Source organism: Paenibacillus sp. Y660, assembly GCF_057221575.1.
Map to the genome: position 1 here is coordinate 343,888 of NZ_JBXBBJ010000001.1, position 24,815 is coordinate 368,702.

The following is a 24,815-nucleotide window of genomic DNA, read 5'->3' on the forward strand; positions in this document are numbered from 1 at the left end:
GTGAGAAAACGATGAAATTTGCTAAATGGCTTGGGTTAGCGATGTTTTTGCTTATTTTGGCCGGCTGCAGCGGTGCGAATGCAAAGACCTTTAGTTATTTTCCCAAAATAGAAGCACCTGAGCATTTATATGTCATTCAAAAATCGTCCTTAAGCCCGGAGGAGCTTGTCCTGGTGGGAACGCTGCAAGGGGTCTTGGCTCAAGACAAACCGGAAATTTATATTACAGACAATGCTTACGATGAGTGGCTGGAAGAGCTGAGTGCGAAGCATGGCGTGAAGACCGAGGAAGTAAAAGACGCTTGGACACTGCTGGAGAAGTTTAAGGATCGTATTCAAGGATTTTACGTCTACGAGAAAAATTCGCCATCGGTAAACGTGGCTACCTCGCTGGCAGGGCTTAAGCAAGCTGTTGCTGCCGAGAAGTCGTTGTCCTCTAAAATGGAGTCAATCGGCTTCAAGCAATTGGAGGATGTGAGCGATAAGGATGACATGTGGCTCTTCAAGCAATATGGTGACCAATTCAATAAGGATATCCTCGTGCAGCTGCATCCAGAGAGAGGGGAGCTGCGTGATTATGGCGTGGCGCTGAAAGCAATGTACATCTACGATAGCGCAAGCGATGAAGAGCTGCCTGAAATTTACAAATCGTTGAACCCGGATGCGATTCGTCTCGGCTGGGGGAAAGGCAGCGAATCTGAGCATATCGCTCCGGCCAGCCTGCAAGGCGTTGCGGCGATTCCATCGGATTGGGCGATGAATTTGACTGCATTATCTGCTGTTAAGCCTGATAAGGCCTTCAAGCAGCCTTATCATGTCAAAGCAGGAGAGGCAGATCCGAAAGCGCATTATGTGTCGTTTGTTATGAGTGACGGGGACAATGTGCAATGGCTGCTGAATGATTTTGTTAATAATGATAAATATTACGGAAGCAGCGAGCGCGGACAATTCCCGATGGGCTGGCAGATGGCTCCAACCCTCGCCGACTTGGCTCCTGATGCTCTATCGACGATTTACGAGCAAGCAAAGAAGGATCATTTTGTCGTCGCGGTATCAGGTACGGGGTATTTCTTTCCCAGCGAGTATCCGGAGGAGGATCTCAAGGAGAACGTCAAACGGCTTGATGCTTATATGAAAAAAACAGATATGCAGCTTGCGGTGCTTCTCGACTGGAATAGTCCTGAGAAAGCATCTATCGAGCAATTCGCTTCGATCCCCTCCTTAAAAGGCGGTATTCTCGCTTATGGCGAAAAATATGTAGGAGGAGAAGGCAAGGTCTGGTGGGTGAAGGATAAGCCGTTCGCAAGCGTTAGAGAGACGCTGTGGGATGCCGATCCAGTGAAGATGGCAGAGCGCATTAACGGCTATACGACAGATCCGACAAAGGAAGATGGCTATACGATTATTAACGTGCATCCATGGAGTCGTACGATGAGCGACGTGAGGAACGTAATCGACCATCTGGATGCGCATGTGAAGGTAGTGTCCCCGGATGAGCTGTTTGGGCGTATCGTTCGAGATGTGAAGACAAGGACGCCGCTTGAGGAGTAATTTTACCTACAGATATTACCGATAGACATTATTGCTGGAGCGTTTACTATAAAGATAGAGGTGGTTGTATAACAAATATACTATTAGGTATATAAATATACGAATAGGAAGCGGTACCACGAAAATAAGATATATAAATTAAATATATTTTTGGTAAATACCGCTTGATTTTCAAGCTATGATGATATATCATCTTATTACACCGCAAATGAGTGGTTATATAATATGTTATACCAAATGTGGTGTGCTTTATTTTAGATATCATTTGTAAGCGTTTTTTTAAATGGTTGTCACAAGGGTGATTTCCATTACGGTCGAGGGGGGCTGCACAAGCTAGATTTATGACAGCGCTATATTACATTGATTTCGCTTCATCATGCAGTGCTTTGAATATTTCATACAGGGGGAATCTAAAATGAACAAAAAAATGTCTTATTTATTTGTGCTTACGCTGATTACTGCTATTCTACTATCGGCTTGCAGCGGCGGGAATGGTAATAAGGGTAATAACGGCGATAAAGGAGAAAACAGTCCGAATAACGGCGGCTCCTCATCAGCAGGCGAAAAAGTGAAATTGACGTTGTGGTACTGGAATGGCGCTATTTCGGATTCAACGGTTGAAGAAGCAAAGACGAAGTTTCCGAATATTGAGCTGAATGCACAGAAGCTGCCTCCTGGCGGTGAATACATGACAAAGCTGAAAACATCTCTCGCTGGCGGCGCTGGCGGCCCGGATGTAACGGCAATGGACAGCTGGATTACGGAATTGATCCAGTACAGCGACAAATTCGTAAATTTGAATGACTATGGTGCGGCTGATTTGAAGGATCAGTATCTAGAGTGGAAATGGAATGTAGCTTCGGCAGATGAGGGCAAGGTTCAAATCGCTATGCCGATCGATGTCGCTCCGACTGTAATGTTCTACCGCGAGGATCTATTCAAGCAAGCAGGCGTACCTTCAACGCCGGAAGAAATCAAAGAAAAAGTGAAGACTTGGGATGATTTCATCGCGGTATCCAAGACCGTTCATGAAAAAACAAAAGGCGGCATGGCTACGATCGTGGACATCTACCGCAACGTAATCGGTCAAATGCCGCAACGCTACTTTGATGAAACAGGCAAGTTCATTGGTGAAGAAGGACATGTGAAGCAAGCTTGGGATACTGCCGTTAAAGCATACCAATCCGGCGCAACCTTCGGCATGTCGTCGAGCTCGGAGAGCAACGCGGCCCTTAACAATGGAACGATGGCATCCCTTATCGGTCCATCATGGATGAAGGGCGACATTATTTCCGCAGCTCCAGAAACGAAAGGCAAATGGCGTATTGCTTATCCGGCGGGCGGAGTCGGCAACCAAGGTGGATCCTTCTTCGGCGCATTGAAGACAACGAAACACCCAGAGGAAGCAGCTGAGCTTATTAAGTTCCTGACAAATGCAGAAAACCTGAAAAAAGGATTCGCGGAATTCGGCAACTATCCTTCAACTCCTGGCATCTATGAGGATGAAGATATGAAACAGCCGGATGAGTTCTTCGGCGGGCAGTCTGTTGGCGCAGTGTTTGGAGAAGCGGCAAAAGATGTCGTGATCTCTTACTCCGATCCAAAAGACGGCAAAGTAGAAGATGCTATCCTTGAGCAATTAAGCTTGGTTGATACAAGTAAGAAAGATCCAGAAGCTGCATGGAATGAAGCGCTTGAAAATGTGAAGAGAGAATTGAGTCGCTAAGCTTAAACTTAGAAGGGCGATGGCTAATTGGCCTCGTCCTTCTTTCACCCATGCATCAAGAAGTTAGGAGGTTGGCAATGTGGGTACTAATGTAAGGCAAACGTGGAAAGAGGCTATGAAAAACAAGACGCTTTATTTGTTTATTTCTCCGTTTTATCTTTTGTTTTTGGTGTTTGGTCTGTTCCCGATCTTGTTCTCAGCCTATCTTGCTGTTAACAAATGGGACGGAATCGGGGATTTGGAATATGTCGGATTGTCGCAGTTCGAGTTCTTGTTTAAAGATCCAAAGTTTTATGAAGCGGTGAAAAACACGTTCACCATGTGGGCGATGGCTAATATTCCATTATTGTGCAGCGCGCTCGTATTCGCCTTTTTAATCAATTTGAGCATCGTTCGATTCAAAGATTTTTACCGAATTGCCTTTTATCTTCCGAATGTAACCGCAATGGTTGCTGTCGTTATCATTTTTCAATCCTTTTTCGGTAATCATTACGGCTTTGCAAATTACGTGTTGCAGAAAATCGGTCTAAATGAAATTGCTTGGCTGAATCACAAAATAAGTGTGCAATTCATTATTGCTACTATGATTTATTGGCGATTCCTTGGGTACAATATGATTATTTATTTGGCAGGACTTCAAAAAATTCCAAATGATCTTTATGAGGCTGCTAAAATTGACGGAGCTACAATGTATGATACCTTTAGTAAAATTACGATTCCGATGCTTCGGCCTATCATCCTGTTCACAGTCATGATGTCGACGATCGGCGGCTTGCAAATCTTCACGGAGCCTCAAGTGCTATCAACGCTTACATCGCCTTATCCAGGCTCAGAAACGATAGTGCTCTACTTGTTCCGGGAAGCATTCAAGTATAACAATTATGGCTATGCAGCAGCAGTTTCTTGGGTAATGTTCGCCATCATAATGGTCATCTCATTCCTGAACTGGAAACTATTTAAGCCTGCCGATGATCGTTAACCAGGGTGATAGATACGACTAACCTTTCGTGAGGTGCAGGAATATGCAAAAAGAAACAATCAAAAAATTGATGATTCATCTGGTCTTGATGATCGGAGTTGTTATATCCATTTTCCCGTTTTATTGGTTGTTCGTAATGTCAACGAACACAACTAGCGCCGTGTTCGCCTTTCCGCCGAAGCTCGTTGTCGGCGATCAGCTATGGGTGAATATTCGCAGCGTACTTGATACCATCGATTTCGGCCGGGCGTTCATGAATACCGTTTTTGTCGCAGTGGTTACAACTGTCTTGCGATTGTTTTTGGAATCACTTGCTGGCTTCGCATTCGCGAAATTCAAGTTTCCCGGCAGTAAAATATTGTTTGTCGTGCTGCTTGCGACCATGATGATTCCAGGACAGCTCTCGCTTGTTCCGCAATTCATGATTATGAAGGAGCTGGGCTGGCTAGGGGATTACAAAGCGCTGATCATACCTGGACTAGCAGGAGCCTTCGGCATTTTCTGGATTCGTCAATTCGCTCAAGATGCGATTCATGACGAGCTGCTTGAGGCTGGACGGATAGACGGATGCAACAATTTCAGGCTTTATTTCAGCGTTGCGCTTCCGGTTCTAAGGCCGGCGCTTGCTTTCCTTGGCATCACTTCGTTCATGGCGACATGGGAAGATTACTTGTGGCCGCTGGTCGTTTTGACCGATTCTTCGAAATTCACGCTAATGGTTGCGCTCGCATCGATGAAAACAACACATACAGCGAACTATGCAATGCTTATGACTGGAACGCTGCTAGCAACGCTGCCGTTAATTGTTTTTTTCCTTATCGTCAGCCGTCAATTTATTGCCGGTCTCTCTGACGGGGCGGTTAAAAGCTAATATATTGGTATGCAAGTCTTACAGCCTCTGGTAAAATGGACATAACATTCAGATTACAATGAACAGGGTGGCGGAGTGCTGATGCAAGGTAGCAAGCCCTTATATCTTCGGATTATGGAAGATTTGCAGCAGCAAATCAAAGACGGAGTGTACAGAGATAATGATAAGTTGCCGACGGAAATAGATCTTGCAAACCAGTATGGCGTTAGCCGAATTACGTCCAAGCGGGCGCTAATCGAGCTTGAGAAGCAAGGTCTTGTTTACAGGAAACGAGGTAGCGGAAGCTATGTCCAAAGCCATGATGATACGATAGGAATGGAGAAGGCTTCTTCTTCCTTCCGAACTCCGATCATTTCGATGATCCTTCCCTGGTCCTCGACAGGCCGTCTTGATTATATTCAAGGGGCCAATGATTACTTGGATCCGAGAGGTTATTTCGTGAGTATTCATATCTCGAACTGGAACGTAGAGAAAGAAAAAGAGCTGCTGCTCAAAATGTACAATAGCGGGCATAGCGGCATCATTCTCTACCCGTCGAGTACTTCTCATAATATTGCAACGGTAAACACGCTCTTCATGAACGACTTCCCGATCGTGCTGATTGACCAGCACTATGAGGGCGTTGAAATTAGTAATGTCGTGTCTGACAATAAAACCGGCGGATATTTGGCAGCTGACCATTTAATACGCAAAGGGCATACCCGCATCGCATTCGTTACGGCTATCGAGGTAGATCTTCGGAGCACGATTAGAGAGCGGTTTATCGGTTATTGCTCGGCTCATAAGGATCACCGGTTGACTATTCAGAGCGATTTTATCGTATCTGAGGTTTATAAGGGGATCGCAGATGAGGATCGTATCGCTAAATTGACGGCATTGGTTGAAGAGCTGGCCGATCAAAATATTACAGCTATTCAAGCTGAACATGATGATCTGGCGATCGACTTGCTCAAGGCATGTCATCATGCCAGCATTTCGGTACCGGAACAAATGTCGATCGTTGGATTCGATAATGAGGAGAACGTTGGATACGCACAGGTTCCATTAACGACGGTAGCCCAAAATTACTATGAAATCGGGCAACAGGCTGCCACCATTATCGTGGACATCATTGAAAAGAAAAATATGGATTATCGGCAGCATCTCATCCCTGTTAATTTGGTGGAAAGGGATAGCGTTAAAGAGATGGCTGAAGAAGAATAATCGTTATTTTGTTTAAAATTGTAAAATGAAGCTCCTGGATCCCCAGGGGCTTTTTATGTTCTCTTCTGAATGTGGATATAACATCTTTCGTCATTTACATACCAAATTCAACTATTTTTTATTAATTAGTAATATTATTTTATTTACATCAACATGCATTAGATATATAATTGGGTATATATTATCATGGTGTCAGGGGGCTTAAGCATGTTCTTATTGGAAGACAAGATTAAGGCAAGATTAGATGAAATGGAGCCCTTGCGTTATCGTGAAGGGGTAAAAATACTAGCGTTCCGCTTCTTGCAAGATGAGAAGGGTGAAATCGGCGCATTTCCTCCTAAAGAGGATGAAGCATGGACGACTATCGAGACAGGTTCCCGTTGGGAAGGCAGAGATCTGTATGCTTGGCTTTCCTGTGAGGTTGATATACCTAAACAATGGAGCGGTAAAAAAATAGTTGGCAGATTCGACTTTGGCAAAACCGATGAAGGAACCAACTCAGGGTTCGAATCGCTCCTATTTCTTCACGGACTTCCTTACCAAGGCGTAGATGCCAACCATAAGGAAGTATTTTTACCTGTTCAGGAAGCTGGGAATAAGCTTCGATTAACGTTCCGTTTATGGTCTGGTTTGGAGGGCGGGGGCCCTAAAACCGTTCAGGTTCACCGTCTTAAGATGGCGGAAATAAGCTGGCTTGATGAAAACGCAGATGACTATTACTTTACGGTTAAAGCGGCATTGGAAACCGTTCTTGTACTGCCAGCCGTGCAGCCCGAAAGACATCAGCTTCTGAAAGCCATCGATCGTTCCTTGCGTGAAATTAATTGGCAAAACAAAGAAAGCGATGATTTTTACAGATCAATCGCTGCAGCCCTCGCTATCTTGAAGGAAGAGCTTGCTCGGATCGAGAAGCATTCGCGCATTACGGTTACTTGCGTTGGTCACACTCATATCGATGTAGCTTGGTTATGGCGTCTAAAGCATACTCGCGAGAAGATTGCTCGATCCTTCTCGACCGTATTGCGGTTGATGGAGCAGTATCCGGATTACGTGTTTCTGCAAACGCAACCACAGTTATACGAGTACATCAAAGCGGATTATCCTGAAATTTATGAACGTATTCGCGAGAGAGTGGCAGAGGGCAGATGGGAAGCGGCCGGCGGCATGTGGCTTGAGGCCGATTGCAATATTCCTTCAGGGGAGTCGCTCGTTCGGCAAGTATTGTTCGGGACGCGATTCCTGCAGGATGAGTTTGGCAAGGCTTGCACGTACTTATGGCTCCCAGACGTATTTGGCTACAGCTGGGCGCTTCCGCAAATTTTGAAGAAATCGGGAATCGACCGATTCATGACGACTAAAATCAGCTGGAATCAATTCAATCGCATTCCGCATGATACGTTTACGTGGCGTGGGATGGACGGGTCGGAGATCATGGCGCATTTCATTACGACTCCGGAGCCGGGACATAGCAAAGATTCTTGGATGTACACTTACAACGGCAGATTAACGGCTTATGAGGCCTATCATATTTGGGACAATTACAGGGATAAAGAATTAAATGAAGAGCTTCTTCTGTCATACGGATATGGCGACGGAGGAGGAGGCGTGAATCGCGAGATGCTGGAGATGCGCCGCAGGCTGGATGACATGCCGGGTCTCCCGCATGTGAAGACCGGAACGGCAGGCGATTATTTCGAGCGGCTGCAAGAGACGATTGACAACACAGAGCAATACGTTCATACCTGGGACGGCGAGCTGTACCTTGAATATCACCGCGGGACATATACGAGCCAAGCGAAGGTTAAACGGATGAATCGCAAGCTTGAGCTTGGCTATCGCGAGGGTGAATGGATAAGCGCATTCGCAAGCCTCCTTGAAGATAATTGGATGAAATACCGTCAGCAGCAAATCAATGACGGCTGGAGGATCATCCTGCGCAACCAATTCCATGATATTATTCCTGGATCTTCTATCCAGGAGGTGTATGAAGACGCTGCGGCGGAATACAGCGAAGCGCAAATGTTGATTTCGGATGTTCGCTCGGAAGCACTGAACCAATTGACGGAGGCAAGCCCCGGTGCATATACCGTTCTGAACAGCTCGGCTTGGGAGCGGGAGGATTTGCTAGAAATTGCAAATCCAGTTGAAGGAAGCGGCGTCTGGATCGATCATGAAGGCAAGGAGCTTCCTGCTCATAGGGGTCAGGAGGGCTGGGCGGTTTTGGTGAAGGTGCCATCTATGGGCTATACGCCTATCCGGTTCGTTCCGAGGTCCTCAGAAGCATCCCAGGCGGCAAGCTTTACATTTACTAAGACCGGAATTGAAACGCCATTTTATAGGATGACATGGAACGAACAAGGCCAGCTAACAGACATTTGGGATAAGGAGCTTCGCCGAAATGTACTGAAGAAGGACGGCCGAGGCAATGTGCTTCGTGTATTTGAAGACAAGCCGCTCGCATTTGATGCTTGGGATATCGATATTTTTTATAAGGAAAAGATGCGTGAAGTAACCGAGCTGGAATCAGCTGTGCTGCTGGAATCTGGACCATTGTACGCTGTCGTTCGTTTCCGCTGGACTTATAACCGTTCCTCTCTCGTTCAAGATATGAAGGTATACAGCAGCAATCGGAGAATCGATTTTGTGACCAACGTAGACTGGCAGGAACAAAGCCAGCTGCTGAAAGCAGCCTTCGAAGTCGACGTTCGTTCGACCGAAGCAACCTACGACATTCAATACGGGAATGTCAAACGTCCGACGCACTGGAATACAAGCTGGGATTTTGCAAGATTCGAGGTCGTTGGACATCAATGGGCGGATCTCTCCGAGCGGGGATTCGGCGTAAGCTTGCTTAATGATTGCAAATACGGCTACGACATCAAGGACAATGTCCTCAGCCTGTCGCTTATTAAATCGGCTAATTTCCCTGATCCGGAACAGGATATCGGCTTGCACCAATTCACTTATTCATTATTGCCTCATAAAGGCGATTGGTACGAAGGCGGTACGGCTGTTGAAGCATGGAACTTGAATAATCCGCTGACCAGCCATCCGGGAACAGCACCAAGCTTGCAAAAATCATTGTTCACATTATCGGCTGACGGCGTGATGATCGATGCGGTCAAAAAAGCGGAAGATGGCGATAAGGTTATCATTAGGCTGCATGATTATTCAGGAAGCCGCAAAGAAGTGACAATCGGAAGTGATTTGGGCATCGTCTCTTGGCAGGAATGCAATCTGATGGAAAAACCTTTGGGTGAGACCCATCCAGGCTCTTCGATTGTAACGGAGTTTACTCCTTATGAAATTAAGACATTTGCTGTCGTCTTTAAAGAAAGGAACGATTTCTAAGATGAAGCTGACTGAACAAATGAGCGAATATGTCGAACAAATCATTAGCAAGCTGGAGCGGCATCCCGAGCTCAAGGCGCTCGCCCCGATGTTCGGGCCTTGCTTTGCCAGTACGTTCGAAACGACTGTTGAGCGTTTAGATGATGGAACAACCTTTGTCATAACAGGCGATATTCCAGCTATGTGGCTGCGCGACTCTTCTGCACAGGTCAAGCATTATCTCCCGCTAGCGAGAGAGGATGAGACGCTGCAGCAAGTAATTGAAGGCTTAATTCGCAGGCAGCTGAAATATATCGGAATCGACCCTTACGCAAACGCGTTTAACGTTGAGGACAACGATCACCGTATCGATATTGATGAGACGGAATTAAATCCGTGGGTGTGGGAGCGGAAATATGAGATCGACTCCTTGTGCTATCCGATCTGGCTCAGCTACTTATATTGGAAAGAGACGGGGATAACGAGCTTGTTCGATGACTCCTTCCGAGCAGCCGTTCATCAAATTATCGATCTATGGCGGTTGGAGCAAAGGCATACCGAGCAATCGCCTTATCAATTTATTCGGCATGATTGCCCGCCCACCGATACGCTTAGAAATAACGGAACGGGCATGCCGGTTAATTATACCGGCATGACCTGGTCGGGCTTCCGTCCAAGCGATGACGCTTGCACGCACGGCTATTTGATCCCCTCCAACATGTTTGCAGCAGTCGTTCTCAAGCAGGTAGAGGAAATTGCGGATTCGATTTACAAGGACCGCGAATGGATGGGCAAAGCATCTGCTCTTAGGGAAGAAATCGAATACGGAATCGAAACATACGGAGTGGTTCATCATCCAAAGTATGGCAAGATGTATGCCTATGAGACAGATGGATTCGGCAACTACAATCTGATGGACGACGCCAATGTGCCAAGCTTGCTCTCGATTCCTTATCTTGGTTACAAGGCGAAGGACGATGCTGTCTACCAGAACACAAGGCGGTTTATTCTTAGCCAAGACAATCCTTATTACTTCGAAGGCACAGCAGCTAGAGGGATTGGAAGCCCGCATACGCCGGAATCGTATATTTGGCATATTGCACTCAGCATGCAGGGATTAACCTCAAGCGACGAGCAGGAAAAGCGAGATATTTTGGCCATGCTGTCATCCACTCATGCAGGAACCGGGTTTATGCATGAAGGGTTCCATAAAGATGATCCATCAACGTTTACAAGGCCATGGTTTGCATGGGCGAATAGCTTATTTGCAGAATACGTCAGCATGATTGCCGAACAATCCTCTGAAGAATGGAAGGGATAAGATGAAAACAATTCAAATACAAGCTGCTCAAAACGGGCAGCCGATCTTTAAATCCTGCTCGCAGCTCATTATGGGCTCCACTAACTTTTTGCGCGCGGATGATATGGACTACATCCATGAAATGTTTGGCGCATATCTCGCGGCAGGCGGCAACACGTTCGATACTGCGCACCAGTATGATGATTGCGAACAAAAAATAGGCAGATGGCTTGATGAGACAGGCAAACGGGCTGAGGTAAACATTATGACAAAGGGGGCGCATCCGGACGACGGCGAGCCTGGCAATCGCGTGAATGCAAGAGCGATCAACAAGGATGTCTTGGAGAGTCTGGACCGTCTTCGCACCTCCTACATTGATCTTTATGCGCTGCACCGCGACGATCCTTCCGTCGAGGTTGGACCGATCATGGAGGCATTGAACGCGCATGTAGAAGCTGGACGCATTCATGCCATCGGAGCATCCAACTGGAGCCACGAAAGAATTCAAGAAGCTAACGACTATGCCAAAGCGCATGGGCTAATCGGCTTTACGTTCAGCAGCCCGAACCTCAGCTTGGCAAAATGCCGCATCCCCCGTTGGCCGGGAAGCATATCCGCTGGGCGCGAAATGATCGAATGGCATCAGAATAACAATTTGCCGCTTCTGTCCTGGTCCTCGCAGGCAGGCGGATTTTTCTCGGGACGTTACTCGCCTGATAATTTGGAAGACGAAGAAATGGTAGACGTATATTATACAGCGGACAACTGGGAGCGCTACCGCCGCGCGACTGAGCTTGCTGAGAGCAAGGGCGCATCAGCTATTCAAATCGCGCTGGCTTACGTGCTGCACCAGACTTATCCGACTGCAGCGCTCATTGGTCCTGAGAGACTGCCGGAATTGCAATCATCCATACAAGGCATGAGCATGCCGCTTACAGAAAACGAGATTCAATGGCTGGATTTGGTTACAGACCGCATTTAATTTGAGAGGAGCAACAACCATGCAGCATAAATTTGCCGCTCAACTATATACACTTAGAGACGAGCTTAAGAAGGACTTTTATGAGACGCTTCGCACACTCAGCAAGATGGGCTGGAAAGCCGTACAGATCGACGGCTTGCACGGCTATCCGGCTGTCGAAATCGCGGCTGTTCTGAAGGAGACGGGCTTATCCGTAGCAGGCATGCATGTTGGCCTCGACCGGATGACGCAGGAGCTTGATGTCGTGCTTGAAGAAGCGCGGCTATTCGGAACGACGGACTTCTTTAATCATTATTTGGAGGACGAATTGCAAAACGAGGCTGGTTATCGCCTTGCGAAGCGCCAGCTGCTTGAAATATCGGACAAAGTAAAGCCGCAGGGCTTCCGCGTTGGCTATCATCATCACGAATTCGAGTTCGAGCTCGATGTCGATGGGAAGCCGGCACTGGACTTCGTGCTGGAGCCTGAGGGCGACCGCTTTATTTATCCGGAAATTGATACCTATTGGGTAAGCTTTGCAAACCGGGATCCGCTTGCATACATGTCCAAATTTCCGAACAAAATACCGATTTTGCATTTGAAGGATATGTCCGCAGATGAAAGCAGAACGTTCACCGAAATCGGTAACGGCGTCATTGATTTTGAGCCGATTCTGAAGTGGGGCGAGAACAATGGCGTAGATTGGTATTGCGTGGAGCAGGATTACTGCCCAGGCAGTCCGTTCGACAGCTTGGAAACGAGCTTGAACTACCTGAAAGAAATGACAGGCAAATGGAACAAATAGACTAGCGAATAGAAAGGGTGGAGTGAGCTTCTTTACAACTCGCTCCATTTTTCTTCTTATAAAGGTTGGCTCATTTCGAAATAAAGGGAGGCCTTGAAACGTATGACTACGATTCGGCTAACGATGGCGCAAGCGCTGCTGCGATTTCTCGATAATCAGTACGTATCGATTGACGGAGTGGAGACGAAGTTCATGAAGGGCGTTATGGGGATTTTCGGTCATGGAAACGTGACTGGAATCGGTGAAGCCTTAGAGAGAAGCGCCGGTGATTTGGTTTATGTGCAAGGGAAAAACGAGCAGGGTATGGTTCATGCCGCAACTGCGTTCGCGAAGCAAAGCAATCGCAAGCAGATTTTTGCCTGCACCTCTTCTATCGGGCCTGGTGCCCTGAATATGATAACCGCTGCGGCTACCGCAACGGTGAACCGCATTCCGGTTCTTCTGCTGCCGGGCGACAACTTTGCAAGCAGACAGCCCGACCCGGTGCTGCAGCAGCTTGAGGTGGCCAGCGACTATACGATTTCTGCTAACGAGCCGTTTAAAGCGGTAAGCAAGTACTGGGATCGGATCGTGCGTCCGGAGCAGCTTATGACGGCAGCTTCGAACGCGATACGTGTACTTATTGATCCTGCAGAGACAGGAGCGGTTACGCTCGCCCTGCCTCAGGATGTTCAGGCGGAAGCGTACGATTACCCGTCAACATTTTTCGAGCGCAAGGTTCATTATATCGATCGGAGACCAGCTTCCGCTGATGCTGTTCTGCGTGCTGCCCAGCTTATCAAAAATAAAAAGAAGCCGCTGATTATCGCTGGCGGCGGAGTGCTGTACGCTGAAGCGATGAAGGAGCTTGGCGCATTCGCTGAAACTTTCGGCATTCCTGTATCGGAAACGCAGGCCGGCAAGAGCACTTTGCCGTGGAACCACCCATTAAACGTTGGAGCGATAGGCGTTACAGGGACGCTGGCAGCCAATAAGCTGGCAAGGGAAGCGGATCTGATTATCGGTGTCGGCACCCGTTATTCCGATTTCACGACATCGTCCAAATCGGCATTCGGCAATCCGGATGTGCAATTCGTCAATCTGAACGTAAGCGGCTTTGATTCCGCCAAGCTGAACGGCGAAGCTGTTATCGCAGATGCCAAAGAAGGGCTGAAGGCGCTGCATGAGGCTCTGGAACAAATCCATTACCGCAGCGAGCATACTCCGTCAGTCATCCAAGCATTGAAGCAGGAATGGGACAATGAGGTTGATCGGCTTTACGCGGCTGAGCATGAAGCGGGATTTGCACAAACTAGGGCGCTTGGCATTATTCAGGAGATGATTGATCCATCCTCTGTCGTCGTATGCGCGGCGGGCAGTCTTCCAGGCGATCTCCACCGGCTGTGGAGGCCTGTCGAGCCCAAAACCTATCATATGGAATATGGCTTCTCCTGTATGGGATATGAAATAGCAGGCGCTTTTGGGGCAGCACTCGCAGAGCCTGCGCGTGAGGTTTATGCGATCGTTGGGGATGGCAGCTACTTGATGCTTCACTCCGAAATGGTGACGAGCCTGCAAGAGGGCCGTAAAATAACGATTTTGCTATTCGACAATCACGGTTTCCAATGCATACACAATTTGCAGCGAGGACATGGCAGCGACGGATTCGGCAATGAGTTCCGCTATCGCTCGCAGGAGACGGGCAGACTGTCCGGCACTTATATGCCGATTGATTTTGCAGCCCATGCCCGCAGCTTGGGAGCGAAGGCTTATAAAGCCGATAATGCGGAGCAATTAAAGGAAGCGCTGGAGCTCGCCAAGCAGGAAACGGTGACGACTTTGATTGAAATTCCAGTCGTGCCGGGCACGAACACGGGTGGATATGAGTCTTGGTGGAACGTGGGCGTGCCCGAGGTATCCGTCAGCGATAAAGTTGCTCAAGCGGGCAAAGAGATGAATGCCAAAATCCAAACCGTCACCCTCCGCTAAAGCCTGATCAAGGATTGTCTAAAGTCCAAAGAAAGCAGGGAGCGCACAATGACTTATTTATCTTTTTCTCAAAATAAAAAGTTTGACTTTACCGCTATCGGCAGGCTTTGCATCGATTTGAATGCGAACGAAATTAATCGTCCGATGGAAGAGACGATGACGTTCACCAAGTATGTCGGCGGCTCCCCCGCCAACATCGCGATCGGGATGTCCCGCCTCGGCCGGAAAACCGCGTTTATCGGCAAAATTGCGAACGATCAAATGGGACGCTTCATCAACGATTATTTGAACCGGGGCGGCATCGACACATCAAACGTCTTGATCGACACCACCGGCGCGGTGACAGGTCTTGCTTTTACGGAAATAAAGAGCCCAACCGATTGCAGCATCCTTATGTATCGAGACAACGTCGCCGATCTTAAGCTTGAAGCAGGTGAGGTAAGCGAGCAATTGATCGCCGAGTCGAAAATGCTTCTGATTTCCGGGACGGCACTTGCCAAGAGCCCTTCGCGGGAAGCGGTCTTCCAAGCGCTGCACTATGCGAAAAAGCATCAGACCGTCATCGCGTTTGACCTCGATTACCGGCCTTATACATGGACATCCAAAGAAGAAACGGCTGTCTACTACAATCTTGCCGCAGAGAAGTGCGACATCATTCTAGGCACGCGCGAAGAGTTCGATATGATGGAGGCGTTCGAGCAAAATCCGGATCACAGCGATCATTTTACTGCATCCAAATGGTTCGACTTCTCGGCTAAAATCGTCATCATCAAGCACGGCAAGGAAGGCTCCATCGCCTACACCGCAGATGGAACGACGCATCGCGCGAAGAGCTTCCCGGCGAAGGTCGTCAAAACCTTCGGAGCGGGAGACTCCTATGCGGCTGGTTTTCTATATGGCATTATGGAAGGCTGGACGCTTTCGAAAAGCATGGAATTCGGAAGCGCATCAGCTTGCATCGTCATTTCGAGCCATAGCTGCTCCGATGCGATGCCGACTCTCGCTGTGGTCCAGCAATATATTGAAGACTGCAACAATGGCAAAATAACGATCTCATAGATATCGACAGATTCGAAAGGGGCAAACGATAATGACGCAAGTATTGAATAACTGGATAGGCGGAGCATGGGTTCCATCCACATCTACTAAAGCCGAGGAAGTATACAATCCCGCAACGGAAGAGGTGCTTGGGCTTGTTCCGCTTTCTACGCGCGAGGACGTAGATCTGGCCGTTCAAACGGCTAAGGAAGCGTTCAAAACATGGAGCCGTACGCCGGTTCCGCGCCGTGCCCGCATTCTTTTTAAATACCAGCAGCTTCTGGTCGACAATTGGGCAGAACTTGCGCGGCTTGTTACGCTCGAGAACGGAAAAAGCTACAACGAGGCTTACGGCGAAGTGCAGCGCGGCATTGAATGCGTCGAATTCGCAGCTGGTGCGCCTACACTTATGATGGGCAAGCAGCTTCCGGATATCGCTTCAAATTTGGAGTCCGCGATGTACCGGTATCCGATAGGAGTTGTCGGTGGCATCACACCGTTCAACTTCCCGATGATGGTGCCTTGCTGGATGTTCCCGCTTGCTATCGCTTGCGGCAACACCTTCATCTTAAAGCCATCGGAGCGCACGCCTCTGCTCGCCAATCGACTTGCAGAGCTGTTTAAGGAAGCCGGCCTGCCGGACGGCGTATTCAATATCGTACATGGCGCGCATGATGTCGTTAACGGCATGCTTGAGCATAAAGATGTCATTGCGATTTCCTTCGTCGGCTCGCAGCCGGTAGCAGAGTATGTCTACAAAACCGGAACGGCGCATGGCAAACGCGTTCAAGCGCTTGCTGGCGCCAAAAACCATTCCATCGTCATGCCGGATGCTGACATGGATGTAACGGTCAAAGAAATTATTAACGCCGCTTTCGGCTCCGCGGGCGAACGCTGCATGGCGTGCTCCGTCGTAGTAGCCGTCGGCGAGATCGGCGATACGCTCGTCAGCAAACTGATGGATGCGGCAGACCGCATCACGATCGGCAACGGTGCGGAAGATGGCATTTTCCTCGGCCCGGTCATTCGGGGCCCTCATAAGGAGCGTACCCTTAAGTACATCGAAATCGGCGAGAACGAAGGCGCGATTCTTCTGCGGGACGGACGCAAAGATGCGGTATGCGAGGGCAAAGGCTACTTCGTCGGTCCGACGATTTTTGATAACGTTAAAGCCGGAATGAAAATTTGGGAGGACGAGATTTTTGCTCCCGTGCTCTCTATTGTGCGAGTGGATACGCTTGAGGAAGCGATCGAGCTTGCTAACGCGTCGGATTTTGCAAATGGCGCATGCCTGTTCACGAAGAGCGGCGGCTATGTGCGTCAATTCCGCGAGACAATTGAAGCCGGCATGCTGGGCGTTAATCTAGGCGTTCCTGCTCCGATGGCTTTCTTCCCATTCTCCGGCTGGAAAAAATCGTTCTACGGCGACCTTCATGCCAACGGCACTGACGGCGTTGAGTTCTATACGCGCAAAAAAATGATAACGACGCGTTGGTAAGGATCAAATCGGAAGGCATGCAGCCGCTGCGCTTGTGTTTTGGGGCGGAAGCGGCTTGCCTGATGAGCACAAAAAACGCAGCTGCTCGGAAGCTCCGGCAAAGCGTAAAGGAGGAAAGACACGATGTCCAAACTAATTGTAGCTCCATCGGCTGAACCGGATCGTGAAGGAAGCCTCATGCGAATTACACCGGAATCGGCCGGTTGGCAATATGTCGGCTTTGAAATGATTCGTCTCTCGAAAGGGCAGGACTTACACAGAGAAACGGCGGATAAGGAAGTGTGTCTCGTACTGCTCAGCGGAAAAGCAGATGTCATAACCGCTGAGCAGGAATGGCATGAAATTGGCGAGCGGATGAATGTTTTCGAGCAAATCCCTCCTTATTCCGTATACGTTCCTAGCGGCGACAGCTATCATATTCATGCGCTCACCGAGCTTGAAGTGGCCGTATGCTCCGCACCAGGTTACGGAAACCACAAAGCAAGGCTGATTGCGCCTGCTCAGGTTGGAACCGAAACGCGCGGCTATGGAAACATCGAGCGGCGTATTCATAATATTTTGCCAGAATCGGAGCCTGCGGACAGTCTGCTCGTTGTGGAGGTATTTACGCCGAACGGCCATTGGTCAAGCTACCCGCCGCACAAGCACGATCAAGATAATCTTCCTGCGGAGTCGCTGCTCGAGGAAACCTATTATTTCCGGGTACAGCCGGAGCAGGGGTTTGCTATGCAGCGCGTCTATACCGACGATCGTTCGCTCGACGAGACGCTCGTTGTGAAGAATGGTCAAGCTGTCATGGTTCCGCGCGGCTACCATCCGGTATCCGCGCCTCCGGGCTATGATTGTTATTATTTGAATGTCATGGCTGGTCCGACTCGCATTTGGAAGTTTCATAACGACAAGGATCACGGATGGATGATGACGAAACCTTAAGATGACAGCATGCGGAATCTCAGCTTATTATAATCGGAGAAGCTTGCCTAGCAATGCATAGCATCTTTTAGGCAGACCGCTCAAGTTCATTGGAGGGAATGCGTATGGCTGCAAGTTTAAAATTTCGTCAAGACGGCACTTTTAATATTTTACAGTTTACGGATATGCATCTCGGAGACGGCAAAGAGGAAGAGCGCGAGGATGATGAGCGAACGACTGCTTTAGTTCGCAGCATCATTGCGGCGCAGAAGCCTGATCTCGTCGTGTTAACGGGCGATATGATATGGAGCGACGGCGTTGCCGATCCAAAGGCATCCTTTCGCAGAGCTATTGCTCCCGTAGTTGAATCCGGAGTTCCTTGGGCAGCCGTGTTCGGCAATCATGATGCTGAGGCAGGGGTAACCAGAGAGGAGCTTCTTGCTATACAGCAAGAGGATGTCAATTGCCTTACTGAAGCCGGACCAGAGGACATCAATGGGATAGGCAATTTTATGTTAAAAGTGATGAGCGCGAGTGGAACCGAGGATAAGGCAGCGCTTTATTTCTTCGATTCCGGCATCAATGCGCCGGAACCGATTGGCGGCTATGCTTGGATTCACCCGGATCAAATCGGATGGTATACAGAGCAATCCAAGCAGCTTACCGCTCAAAACGGCGGTCCGCTTCCATCGTTGGCCTTTTTCCATATTCCGATTCCGGAATACGATGCGGCGTGGAACGGAGAGCAAGTGACGGGCACCCGCGAGGAAAATGTGGAGTGTCCAAAGGTAAACACAGGCTTGTTCGGGGCGATGGTACATTCAGGCGATGTGATTGGCACTTTCGTCGGCCATGATCATGACAACGATTATTGCGGCACTTTGCACGGAATAAGGCTTTGTTATGGACGGGCAACTGGATACAATTGCTATGGAAAGCTGCCGAAGGGCGCCAGAGTCATTCAGCTTGAGGAAGGAAAACGAGTATTCGATTCATGGATCGTTCAAGCTGATCAAGTGGATAAGAGCAACCATGAGGGATAAGAGGTGTATTTTATGAAAAAAAGATTTAATCCGATCGGATTTAGACAGGTTCATCTTGATTTTCATACATCAGAGCATATTACGGGCGTAGGCAGAGACTTTGACGAGGAGCAGTTCGTTGCCAGCTTGAAGCAGGCGAAGCTTGATACGATAAATGTTTTTGCGATGTGCCATCATGGCTGGAGCTATTATGACACTGCGGTCGGCAAGCCGCATCCGCATTTGGAAACAAATTTGCTGCCAAGAATGCTCGAAGCATGCAAGCAGAACGACATTGAGGCGCCGATCTATATAACGGTCGGATTTAATGAGCTTGCTGCCAGAGAGCATCCTGAATGGGTAGTGGTGAAGGAGGACGGCGACCCTTACGGCCCTCCGAAAGCGACAGAGGAGACAAGTCTTCCTACCGGCTGGGATGGCTGGCATATGCTTTGTCTGAATTCTCCTTACCTTCAATATATACTGGACTACACTCGCGAGGTAATGGAGCGCTTCCAGCCTGTCGGTATTTTCTACGATATCGTAGGCGAATATCCTTGCTTATGCGCTAGCTGCCGCAGCAGCCTGAAGGAGCAGGGGCTTGATGAGAACAATCCAGAGCACCGCATGCAGCTCGCCAAGCAGACTTATTTGAACTATTTGAAGGCGACATCGGAATTGATTTGGTCGATCAACCCGGAGACACGTCTTTATCATAACTGCACGACAGAGAGAATGGGCGACAAGCAATATCATGAATATTATTCGCATTATGATATCGAATCGCTGCCTACCGGCGGGTGGGGGTACGATTATTTTACAAGCATGGTTCGGTATATTCGCAAGCAGGACTTTCAGTATCTCGGCATGACCGGGAAGTTCCACAAGTCGTGGGGAGAGTTCGGAGGCTTCAAAAGCCCGGCTGCGCTGCGATATGAATGCCAGCAGATGATTTCATTCGGAGCCCGAATCTGCGTCGGCGATCAGCTTCACCCGAGCGGCCGCATGGACGAAGAAACGTACCGGATTATTGGGGAAGCGTTTGCGGATGTTGAAGCGAAGGAGGAATGGTGCCGCGATACGGAGAGCATCGCTGAAATCGCCATTCTTTCAGCTAACGCGCTCAATGGAGCCGAGGACAGCAGAACGAGCGATATGGGCGCTTATATGATGCTGGAGGAAGGCCATTACTTATTCGATATGATCGACGATCTAGCTGATTTCTCAGCTTACCGCATCTTGATTTTACCAGATCAGATCAGGTTGAACGATGCGTTGCAGCAAAAGCTGGAGCGTTATACCGCAGGCGGAGGAAAAATCATTCTAAGCGCGCAGAGCGGTCTTAAGGCAGATCATGATGAATTCGCGCTTGCCGTTGGGGCGGAGTTCCAAGGGAAGTCCGAGTGGGAGCTTGATTATACTTTAGTGTCGAAACAGCTTGGGGATCGGCTTGTATCCTCGCCGTTTATTAACTATGAGTCCGGTTACCGGGTTGCGGTAGGCGGGGCTGAGGTGCTGGCGAGCTCTTACAGACCTTACTTTAATCGGACCTACGGACATTTCTGCTCCCATCTGCATGCACCAGCAGCGGAAGAAGCGGGCTATCCGGCAGTCATTCAGCATGAAAATATCGTCTATATCGCACAGCCTTTGTTCCGTCTATATCGGAATCATGGCATGCAGCTGTACAAAGATTTGCTTTTGAACATCATCAAGCAATTGCTGCCGAAGCCGATCTTGACAACAAGCTTGCCCTCCGCTGGAAAAGTGAACTTGACGAAGCTTGCGGGCGAATCGGATTATGTGCTGCATTTGCTGTACGCGGTGCCTATTCTACGCGGCGACACGCAGGTTATCGAGGATGTGCCGGCTTTAAGCGACATCTCCGTTCGGGTCAAGCTGGACAAGGCTGTAACTGGTGTGCGGCTGCTGCCGGAAATGGTAGATGTTCCATTCGTGCAAGACGAGGAAGGTTATACGTGCATCTCGGTTGATGTTCATAGCCACCGGATGGTTCAGTTTCAAGTTTAATTTGTATGGCTGAGGCTTTGGAAGTCTCAGGATGATGCATAGCCGATTGTAGAACATCGGACGCTCCTAATGTGGATAAATCTAGAAACTAGATCTATTTTTAGCAAACCGGCCTCAATCATAGAAATAAGTCTAGAAAATAGACCTAATGCATTCGTGTCGCACATGTGCATTAGTTGCCTATTTAGAGCATGTTCAACGTTTGTTCGAGAGAGCATCAGCTGAGTTAAAATAGGACGAAGCAGCTAGATCACGCTGCTCCGTCCTTTTTCTTACTGTTAGTCTTCGCTGAACACTGGCTTTATATGAAGCTCGAAGCGGAATTGCTTCTCGTTCAGACGGTATTGATCCAGCAGCGCTGGTCCGCAGGAATTTGATCCGACGCCGCTCATTTTGTAATCAAGATGAACGATGGTTTCCATCCGCCTCTTTAATTCATGATTATGAGCAGCGACCGTAAGGTCAAGCGGCGTATAGTGCGACGCGTTGAACGAGAACGGCTCAGGCGAGGCGAATTTCAAGCCCATCCCTTGCTCGCTCGATATGACCGCCCAATTGGTGCCGTAACGCGAGCCATTCTCCTGCGGCATGATGTAAGGCTCGAACATTCTAGCGTAGATTGGCTTAAAAGTGACCATTCGCAGCTGTAAACCTTCATAACTGCTCGGTCGTATCCTAGCTCCTCCCATTGCTTGCGGATATGCATATCATTGTCGATTGGAGCCCGCCAGATGTTGAAGGTCATCGGCTGCTTCAGCATCTCAATGCCGCTCCGGGTTATTTTCTCGAACGTCCCTTGGTCCAGATTAAAGGCGTAGCGGAATTCGAACCCATCTATCGTCAGCGATCAATCATTCTCAGCGACCTGCAGGGATAATGATGAAGGATAGGGTGGGCTAGCCGGCTCTGCGGATGGCTCAGCTTCAAACAGTGTGAACTGCGTGAACGCTACCTCATAGCCCATCTCCGCCCATGCTGTTTGCTGGTTCATCCAGCAGGACAAAGTAAGTGTATAACAGCTATCCTGCGATTTGGGCCAAGCATAAGGCAGCGTTACGAGCTGATGCTCATGCGCAGAGGCATCGAGCTGCCAGATTTGGCCTTGTTCGATGGTTGTGCCATCCTTCTCAACCTTCCAGTGCAGGCCGAGATGGGACAGATCGATAAAATCATGCAAATTGGTGATCTTTAGCTTGCCGCCTGACAAGTCAACCGCTTCGATATGAATCGGTGCCATAACCTGCTTCAGCTCAAGCAGCCCGGTATGCGGCCTGCGATCCGGATAAACGAGTCCGTCGATGATTCTATATTCTCATGGCCTCCATAATGGGGAGCCGCACTTTCGTAATGCACAAGCCTTGAGTCATCTCTTTGTTGGTGCGAAAATAAATCCGGCCGGCGGCTTCGTCGAATTCCGCCAAACACAACAAAATCAAACATAAAACCACTAAATGTGATCATACGCTTATACTGTTTTCTTGATGTTAAAACAAGGCGCATCAATTGTAAATAATGCTTTTATTAGTTTACAACGTGTCTGCAAGTACGATAAAATTAAAAAAGTAAATCCACATTAATCCACAACATATATAACTAACAATCGATAAATGAGGTGCGTAGCAGTGTCGGTTTTAGCAGAAGAACGCAAACAAATGATTATAAAGCTACTGAATTCGGAAGGGAAGGTCCGAGTCATTCCGCTCGCGGAGCACTTTGACGTATCGCCAGAAACGATTCGAAGAGATTTGGACGTTCTGGAGAAGGACGGGCTGCTGCGCCGCGTATACGGAGGAGCGACGAAGCCATTGTTCCAAACCTCCGAGGCGCCATTTACGCAGAGGCAATTGAAGTATGTCAAAGAAAAAGAAGCTATCGGACGCCGCGCGGCTGAGTTAATTGAAGACGGAGATACAATCGCGATTGACGTCGGTACGACGGCGCTCGAGCTGGTCAAGGCGATTACGGGCCGCAGGCGGCTGACGGTACTGACTAACAGTGTTTCCGTGGCAACGGGATTGATGGACGGCGTCAACCAAGGAAGATTTAGCGGAAAGATTATTTTGCTTGGCGGGGAGCTTAATCCGGAACAGCAATCGATCAGCGGTTCCATCTGCGAGAGGACGATGCAGCAATTCCGCGTCAGCAAAGCCTTCTTGTCAGTAGGCGGCATCTCGATATCCGGAGGCATCAGCGATTATGATCCGGACGAGGCTTCGATGTCGCGCATTTTCGCACAGACGGCTGAGCAGGTTTATGTTTTGGCAGACCATTCGAAGCTTAGTGTCATTGCGTTTACGCATATGCTATCGTTCGAGGAAGTGGACTCGGTCATATCCGACAGTCCATGCCCAGAGGGCTGGGCGGAGCATCTTGCGGCTAATGAGGTCGAGTGGATCGAAGCTCCGTTAGCGGAATAGTCTTCCAACTAGAGCGAGCTGATTAAAATATAGGGCTGTACTATGCATTTTATAATGCGTGTACAGTTCTTTTTTTGTGGGATCAAACATAAATACTATATAATCACACATTATCGGGCATGGAAATACATGCATGAAACATTCATGAAACTTTGATAAAACGTTGATAAAACGTTGATAAATCAGCAATATTTAATCTCTAGATAACAAAAGATAGAATGTTTGTATTGATTGTGTTAATGTTTGATCAAACATATTGTCAAATGACAAGTAACATAATACGATGTGATTGTCTCCCGTGGCATGGCCAGCAGAAGGGCAGACAACGATAAAAGGAGCAGAAGCATGCAATTGAAATGGGATGGACATACACACACTAATTTTTGCCGTCACGGCAGCAGCGCAAGCATGGAGCTTTATTTGGAGCAAGCAGTCCGGCTTGGATTTCAGCGGTACACGTTCAGTGAGCATCCCCCGCTGCCAGCAGGCTACATCGACGATCTTCCTCTGATGGCGCAGCTGGCGATGAAAGAAGAAGAGCTGCCGCTTTATTTTGAACAAGCAAGAAGAGCAAAGGAACGCTACGTTGATCAGATCGAAACGACGATTGGGCTCGAACTTGATTACTTGCCTGAGGATCCCGACTTTGCCTTGCGGTTGGTCGACAAATACGGTGAGCGGTTAGAGGATGTTGTATTTTCGGTTCATTATCTTCCCGGAATCGGCGGCAACCAGTGTATTGACTACACGCCTGAGACGTTCAAGGACAAGCTGATCGAATATTACGGATCGATGGATAAGGTTGCTGATGAGTATTACAACCATGTCGAAGCGGCTATCGAATGGTCTTCGGAGCTTCCGTGCCGCAAAAGAATCGGGCATATCAATTTGATTGAAAAATTTCATCTGGCGCTGCCGGAGCTGGACGAGACCCTCGTTAAGCGTCGATTGAACGGCATTTTGCCAAAGCTGGAAGCGGCCGGAGCGGGTGTGGACGTGAACACGGCAGGCTTCAGGAAGCCGACGTGCGGAAGAGCTTATGTACCGGAATGGTTCATGCAAGAATGTCTGCAGCGAGGAATTCCGCTCGTTTACGGCTCGGATTCTCATAAGCCTGATGAAGTTGGAGCTGGCTGGGACTGGTTCGAGCGGACATTAAATGAAGCAGGAAAAGAGATCAGCAGAAATTTGGAAAAGAGGTGAT

19 protein-coding genes and 1 pseudogene are annotated in these 24,815 nt (G+C 48.6%); 17 read left to right on the forward strand and 3 right to left on the reverse strand.

Going from position 1 to position 24,815, the window contains the following annotated elements; all coding sequences use genetic code 11:
- The first annotated feature begins 11 nt into the window (after positions 1-11).
- The 15 genes from AC2TDN_RS01555 to AC2TDN_RS01625 all read left to right on the forward strand — a co-directional run bounded on the left by AC2TDN_RS01555 (position 12) and on the right by AC2TDN_RS01625 (position 21,194).
- Positions 12-1,550: a GxGYxYP domain-containing protein gene (locus AC2TDN_RS01555; RefSeq protein WP_484686795.1), complete on the forward strand. Its 1,539-nt coding sequence runs from the start codon at positions 12-14 to the stop codon at positions 1,548-1,550.
- A 415-nt stretch (positions 1,551-1,965) separates the two neighbouring features.
- On the forward strand, positions 1,966-3,276 hold the full coding sequence (locus AC2TDN_RS01560) for an ABC transporter substrate-binding protein (RefSeq protein ID WP_482065045.1): 1,311 nt from the start codon (positions 1,966-1,968) through the stop codon (positions 3,274-3,276).
- A gap of 79 nt (positions 3,277-3,355) precedes the next feature.
- On the forward strand, positions 3,356-4,255 hold the full coding sequence (locus tag AC2TDN_RS01565) for a carbohydrate ABC transporter permease (RefSeq protein ID WP_482065044.1): 900 nt from the start codon (positions 3,356-3,358) through the stop codon (positions 4,253-4,255).
- 43 nt (positions 4,256-4,298) lie between these two features.
- Positions 4,299-5,126 carry a carbohydrate ABC transporter permease gene (locus AC2TDN_RS01570; protein WP_484686796.1) on the forward strand — a complete coding sequence of 276 codons (828 nt, stop codon included), beginning with the start codon at positions 4,299-4,301 and terminating at the stop codon, positions 5,124-5,126.
- Between the two features lie 81 nt (positions 5,127-5,207).
- Complete coding sequence (locus AC2TDN_RS01575; protein WP_484686797.1) at positions 5,208-6,329, forward strand: GntR family transcriptional regulator; 1,122 nt, start codon at positions 5,208-5,210, stop codon at positions 6,327-6,329.
- 207 nt (positions 6,330-6,536) lie between these two features.
- A complete protein-coding gene (locus AC2TDN_RS01580) occupies positions 6,537-9,680 on the forward strand; it encodes an alpha-mannosidase (protein WP_484686798.1) in 3,144 nt (1,047 codons plus the stop codon).
- On the forward strand, positions 9,631-10,980 hold the full coding sequence (locus tag AC2TDN_RS01585; protein ID WP_484686799.1) for a glycoside hydrolase family 125 protein: 1,350 nt from the start codon (positions 9,631-9,633) through the stop codon (positions 10,978-10,980). Before AC2TDN_RS01580 ends, AC2TDN_RS01585 begins: the two co-directional genes overlap by 50 nt.
- Before the next feature lies 1 nt (position 10,981).
- On the forward strand, positions 10,982-11,941 hold the full coding sequence (locus AC2TDN_RS01590; RefSeq protein WP_484686800.1) for an aldo/keto reductase: 960 nt from the start codon (positions 10,982-10,984) through the stop codon (positions 11,939-11,941).
- A 19-nt stretch (positions 11,942-11,960) separates the two neighbouring features.
- Complete coding sequence (locus AC2TDN_RS01595) at positions 11,961-12,725, forward strand: sugar phosphate isomerase/epimerase family protein (RefSeq protein WP_484686801.1); 765 nt, start codon at positions 11,961-11,963, stop codon at positions 12,723-12,725.
- 102 nt (positions 12,726-12,827) lie between these two features.
- Entirely contained in the window at positions 12,828-14,693 is a 1,866-nt protein-coding gene (gene iolD / locus AC2TDN_RS01600) for a 3D-(3,5/4)-trihydroxycyclohexane-1,2-dione acylhydrolase (decyclizing) (RefSeq protein ID WP_484686802.1), read from the forward strand.
- Positions 14,694-14,741: 48 nt separating this feature from the next.
- Positions 14,742-15,752, forward strand: coding sequence for a 5-dehydro-2-deoxygluconokinase (iolC, locus tag AC2TDN_RS01605; RefSeq protein WP_484686803.1), 1,011 nt, complete (start codon positions 14,742-14,744; stop codon positions 15,750-15,752).
- 31 nt (positions 15,753-15,783) lie between these two features.
- Positions 15,784-17,229 carry a CoA-acylating methylmalonate-semialdehyde dehydrogenase gene (locus AC2TDN_RS01610; protein ID WP_484686804.1) on the forward strand — a complete coding sequence of 482 codons (1,446 nt, stop codon included), beginning with the start codon at positions 15,784-15,786 and terminating at the stop codon, positions 17,227-17,229.
- A gap of 123 nt (positions 17,230-17,352) precedes the next feature.
- A complete protein-coding gene (gene iolB, locus AC2TDN_RS01615) occupies positions 17,353-18,162 on the forward strand; it encodes a 5-deoxy-glucuronate isomerase (RefSeq protein ID WP_484686805.1) in 810 nt (269 codons plus the stop codon).
- Between the two features lie 104 nt (positions 18,163-18,266).
- Complete coding sequence (locus AC2TDN_RS01620) at positions 18,267-19,184, forward strand: metallophosphoesterase family protein (RefSeq protein ID WP_484686806.1); 918 nt, start codon at positions 18,267-18,269, stop codon at positions 19,182-19,184.
- Between the two features lie 12 nt (positions 19,185-19,196).
- Positions 19,197-21,194 (forward strand): beta-galactosidase trimerization domain-containing protein, encoded by a 1,998-nt coding sequence (locus tag AC2TDN_RS01625; RefSeq protein WP_484686807.1) that lies wholly within the window; start codon positions 19,197-19,199, stop codon positions 21,192-21,194.
- 278 nt (positions 21,195-21,472) lie between these two features.
- Here the strand turns inward: AC2TDN_RS01625 and AC2TDN_RS01630 are convergent, their stop codons facing one another.
- The 3 genes and pseudogenes from AC2TDN_RS01630 to AC2TDN_RS01640 all read right to left on the reverse strand — a co-directional run bounded on the left by AC2TDN_RS01630 (position 21,473) and on the right by AC2TDN_RS01640 (position 22,431).
- Positions 21,473-21,832, reverse strand: a complete 360-nt coding sequence (locus AC2TDN_RS01630; RefSeq protein ID WP_482065031.1) for a beta-galactosidase small subunit-related protein — start codon at positions 21,830-21,832, stop codon at positions 21,473-21,475.
- Between the two features lie 44 nt (positions 21,833-21,876).
- Positions 21,877-22,038, reverse strand: a pseudogene (locus AC2TDN_RS01635) (beta-galactosidase small subunit-related protein); the annotation flags it as partial.
- Between the two features lie 3 nt (positions 22,039-22,041).
- The gene (locus tag AC2TDN_RS01640) at positions 22,042-22,431 is read right to left on the reverse strand and encodes a DUF4981 domain-containing protein (RefSeq protein ID WP_482065030.1); all 390 of its coding nucleotides are present in this window, start codon (positions 22,429-22,431) and stop codon (positions 22,042-22,044) included.
- Between the two features lie 415 nt (positions 22,432-22,846).
- Between AC2TDN_RS01640 and AC2TDN_RS01645 the strand changes: the two genes are divergently transcribed.
- Positions 22,847-23,611, forward strand: coding sequence for a DeoR/GlpR family DNA-binding transcription regulator (locus tag AC2TDN_RS01645; RefSeq protein WP_484686808.1), 765 nt, complete (start codon positions 22,847-22,849; stop codon positions 23,609-23,611).
- Between the two features lie 345 nt (positions 23,612-23,956).
- On the forward strand, positions 23,957-24,814 hold the full coding sequence (gene hisJ / locus AC2TDN_RS01650) for a histidinol-phosphatase HisJ (RefSeq protein ID WP_484686809.1): 858 nt from the start codon (positions 23,957-23,959) through the stop codon (positions 24,812-24,814).
- Position 24,815: the final 1 nt, after the last annotated feature.

Bases quoted from the DNA above. Each gene is read 5' to 3' on its own strand.
- iolD (WP_484686802.1), top strand. From the start codon at position 12,828: ATGACTACGATTCGGCTAACGATGGCGCAAGCGCTGCTGCGATTTCTC.
- AC2TDN_RS01640 (WP_482065030.1), bottom strand. From the start codon at position 22,431: ATGGCACCGATTCATATCGAAGCGGTTGACTTGTCAGGCGGCAAGCTA.
- AC2TDN_RS01585 (WP_484686799.1), top strand. From the start codon at position 9,631: ATGAAATTAAGACATTTGCTGTCGTCTTTAAAGAAAGGAACGATTTCT.
- AC2TDN_RS01645 (WP_484686808.1), top strand. From the start codon at position 22,847: ATGATTATAAAGCTACTGAATTCGGAAGGGAAGGTCCGAGTCATTCCG.
- AC2TDN_RS01560 (WP_482065045.1), top strand. From the start codon at position 1,966: ATGAACAAAAAAATGTCTTATTTATTTGTGCTTACGCTGATTACTGCT.
- AC2TDN_RS01620 (WP_484686806.1), top strand. From the start codon at position 18,267: ATGGCTGCAAGTTTAAAATTTCGTCAAGACGGCACTTTTAATATTTTA.
- iolB (WP_484686805.1), top strand. From the start codon at position 17,353: ATGTCCAAACTAATTGTAGCTCCATCGGCTGAACCGGATCGTGAAGGA.
- AC2TDN_RS01610 (WP_484686804.1), top strand. From the start codon at position 15,784: ATGACGCAAGTATTGAATAACTGGATAGGCGGAGCATGGGTTCCATCC.
- AC2TDN_RS01555 (WP_484686795.1), top strand. From the start codon at position 12: ATGAAATTTGCTAAATGGCTTGGGTTAGCGATGTTTTTGCTTATTTTG.
- AC2TDN_RS01575 (WP_484686797.1), top strand. From the start codon at position 5,208: ATGCAAGGTAGCAAGCCCTTATATCTTCGGATTATGGAAGATTTGCAG.
- AC2TDN_RS01570 (WP_484686796.1), top strand. From the start codon at position 4,299: ATGCAAAAAGAAACAATCAAAAAATTGATGATTCATCTGGTCTTGATG.
- iolC (WP_484686803.1), top strand. From the start codon at position 14,742: ATGACTTATTTATCTTTTTCTCAAAATAAAAAGTTTGACTTTACCGCT.
- hisJ (WP_484686809.1), top strand. From the start codon at position 23,957: ATGCAATTGAAATGGGATGGACATACACACACTAATTTTTGCCGTCAC.
- AC2TDN_RS01630 (WP_482065031.1), bottom strand. From the start codon at position 21,832: ATGGTCACTTTTAAGCCAATCTACGCTAGAATGTTCGAGCCTTACATC.
- AC2TDN_RS01580 (WP_484686798.1), top strand. From the start codon at position 6,537: ATGTTCTTATTGGAAGACAAGATTAAGGCAAGATTAGATGAAATGGAG.
- AC2TDN_RS01590 (WP_484686800.1), top strand. From the start codon at position 10,982: ATGAAAACAATTCAAATACAAGCTGCTCAAAACGGGCAGCCGATCTTT.
- AC2TDN_RS01625 (WP_484686807.1), top strand. From the start codon at position 19,197: ATGAAAAAAAGATTTAATCCGATCGGATTTAGACAGGTTCATCTTGAT.
- AC2TDN_RS01595 (WP_484686801.1), top strand. From the start codon at position 11,961: ATGCAGCATAAATTTGCCGCTCAACTATATACACTTAGAGACGAGCTT.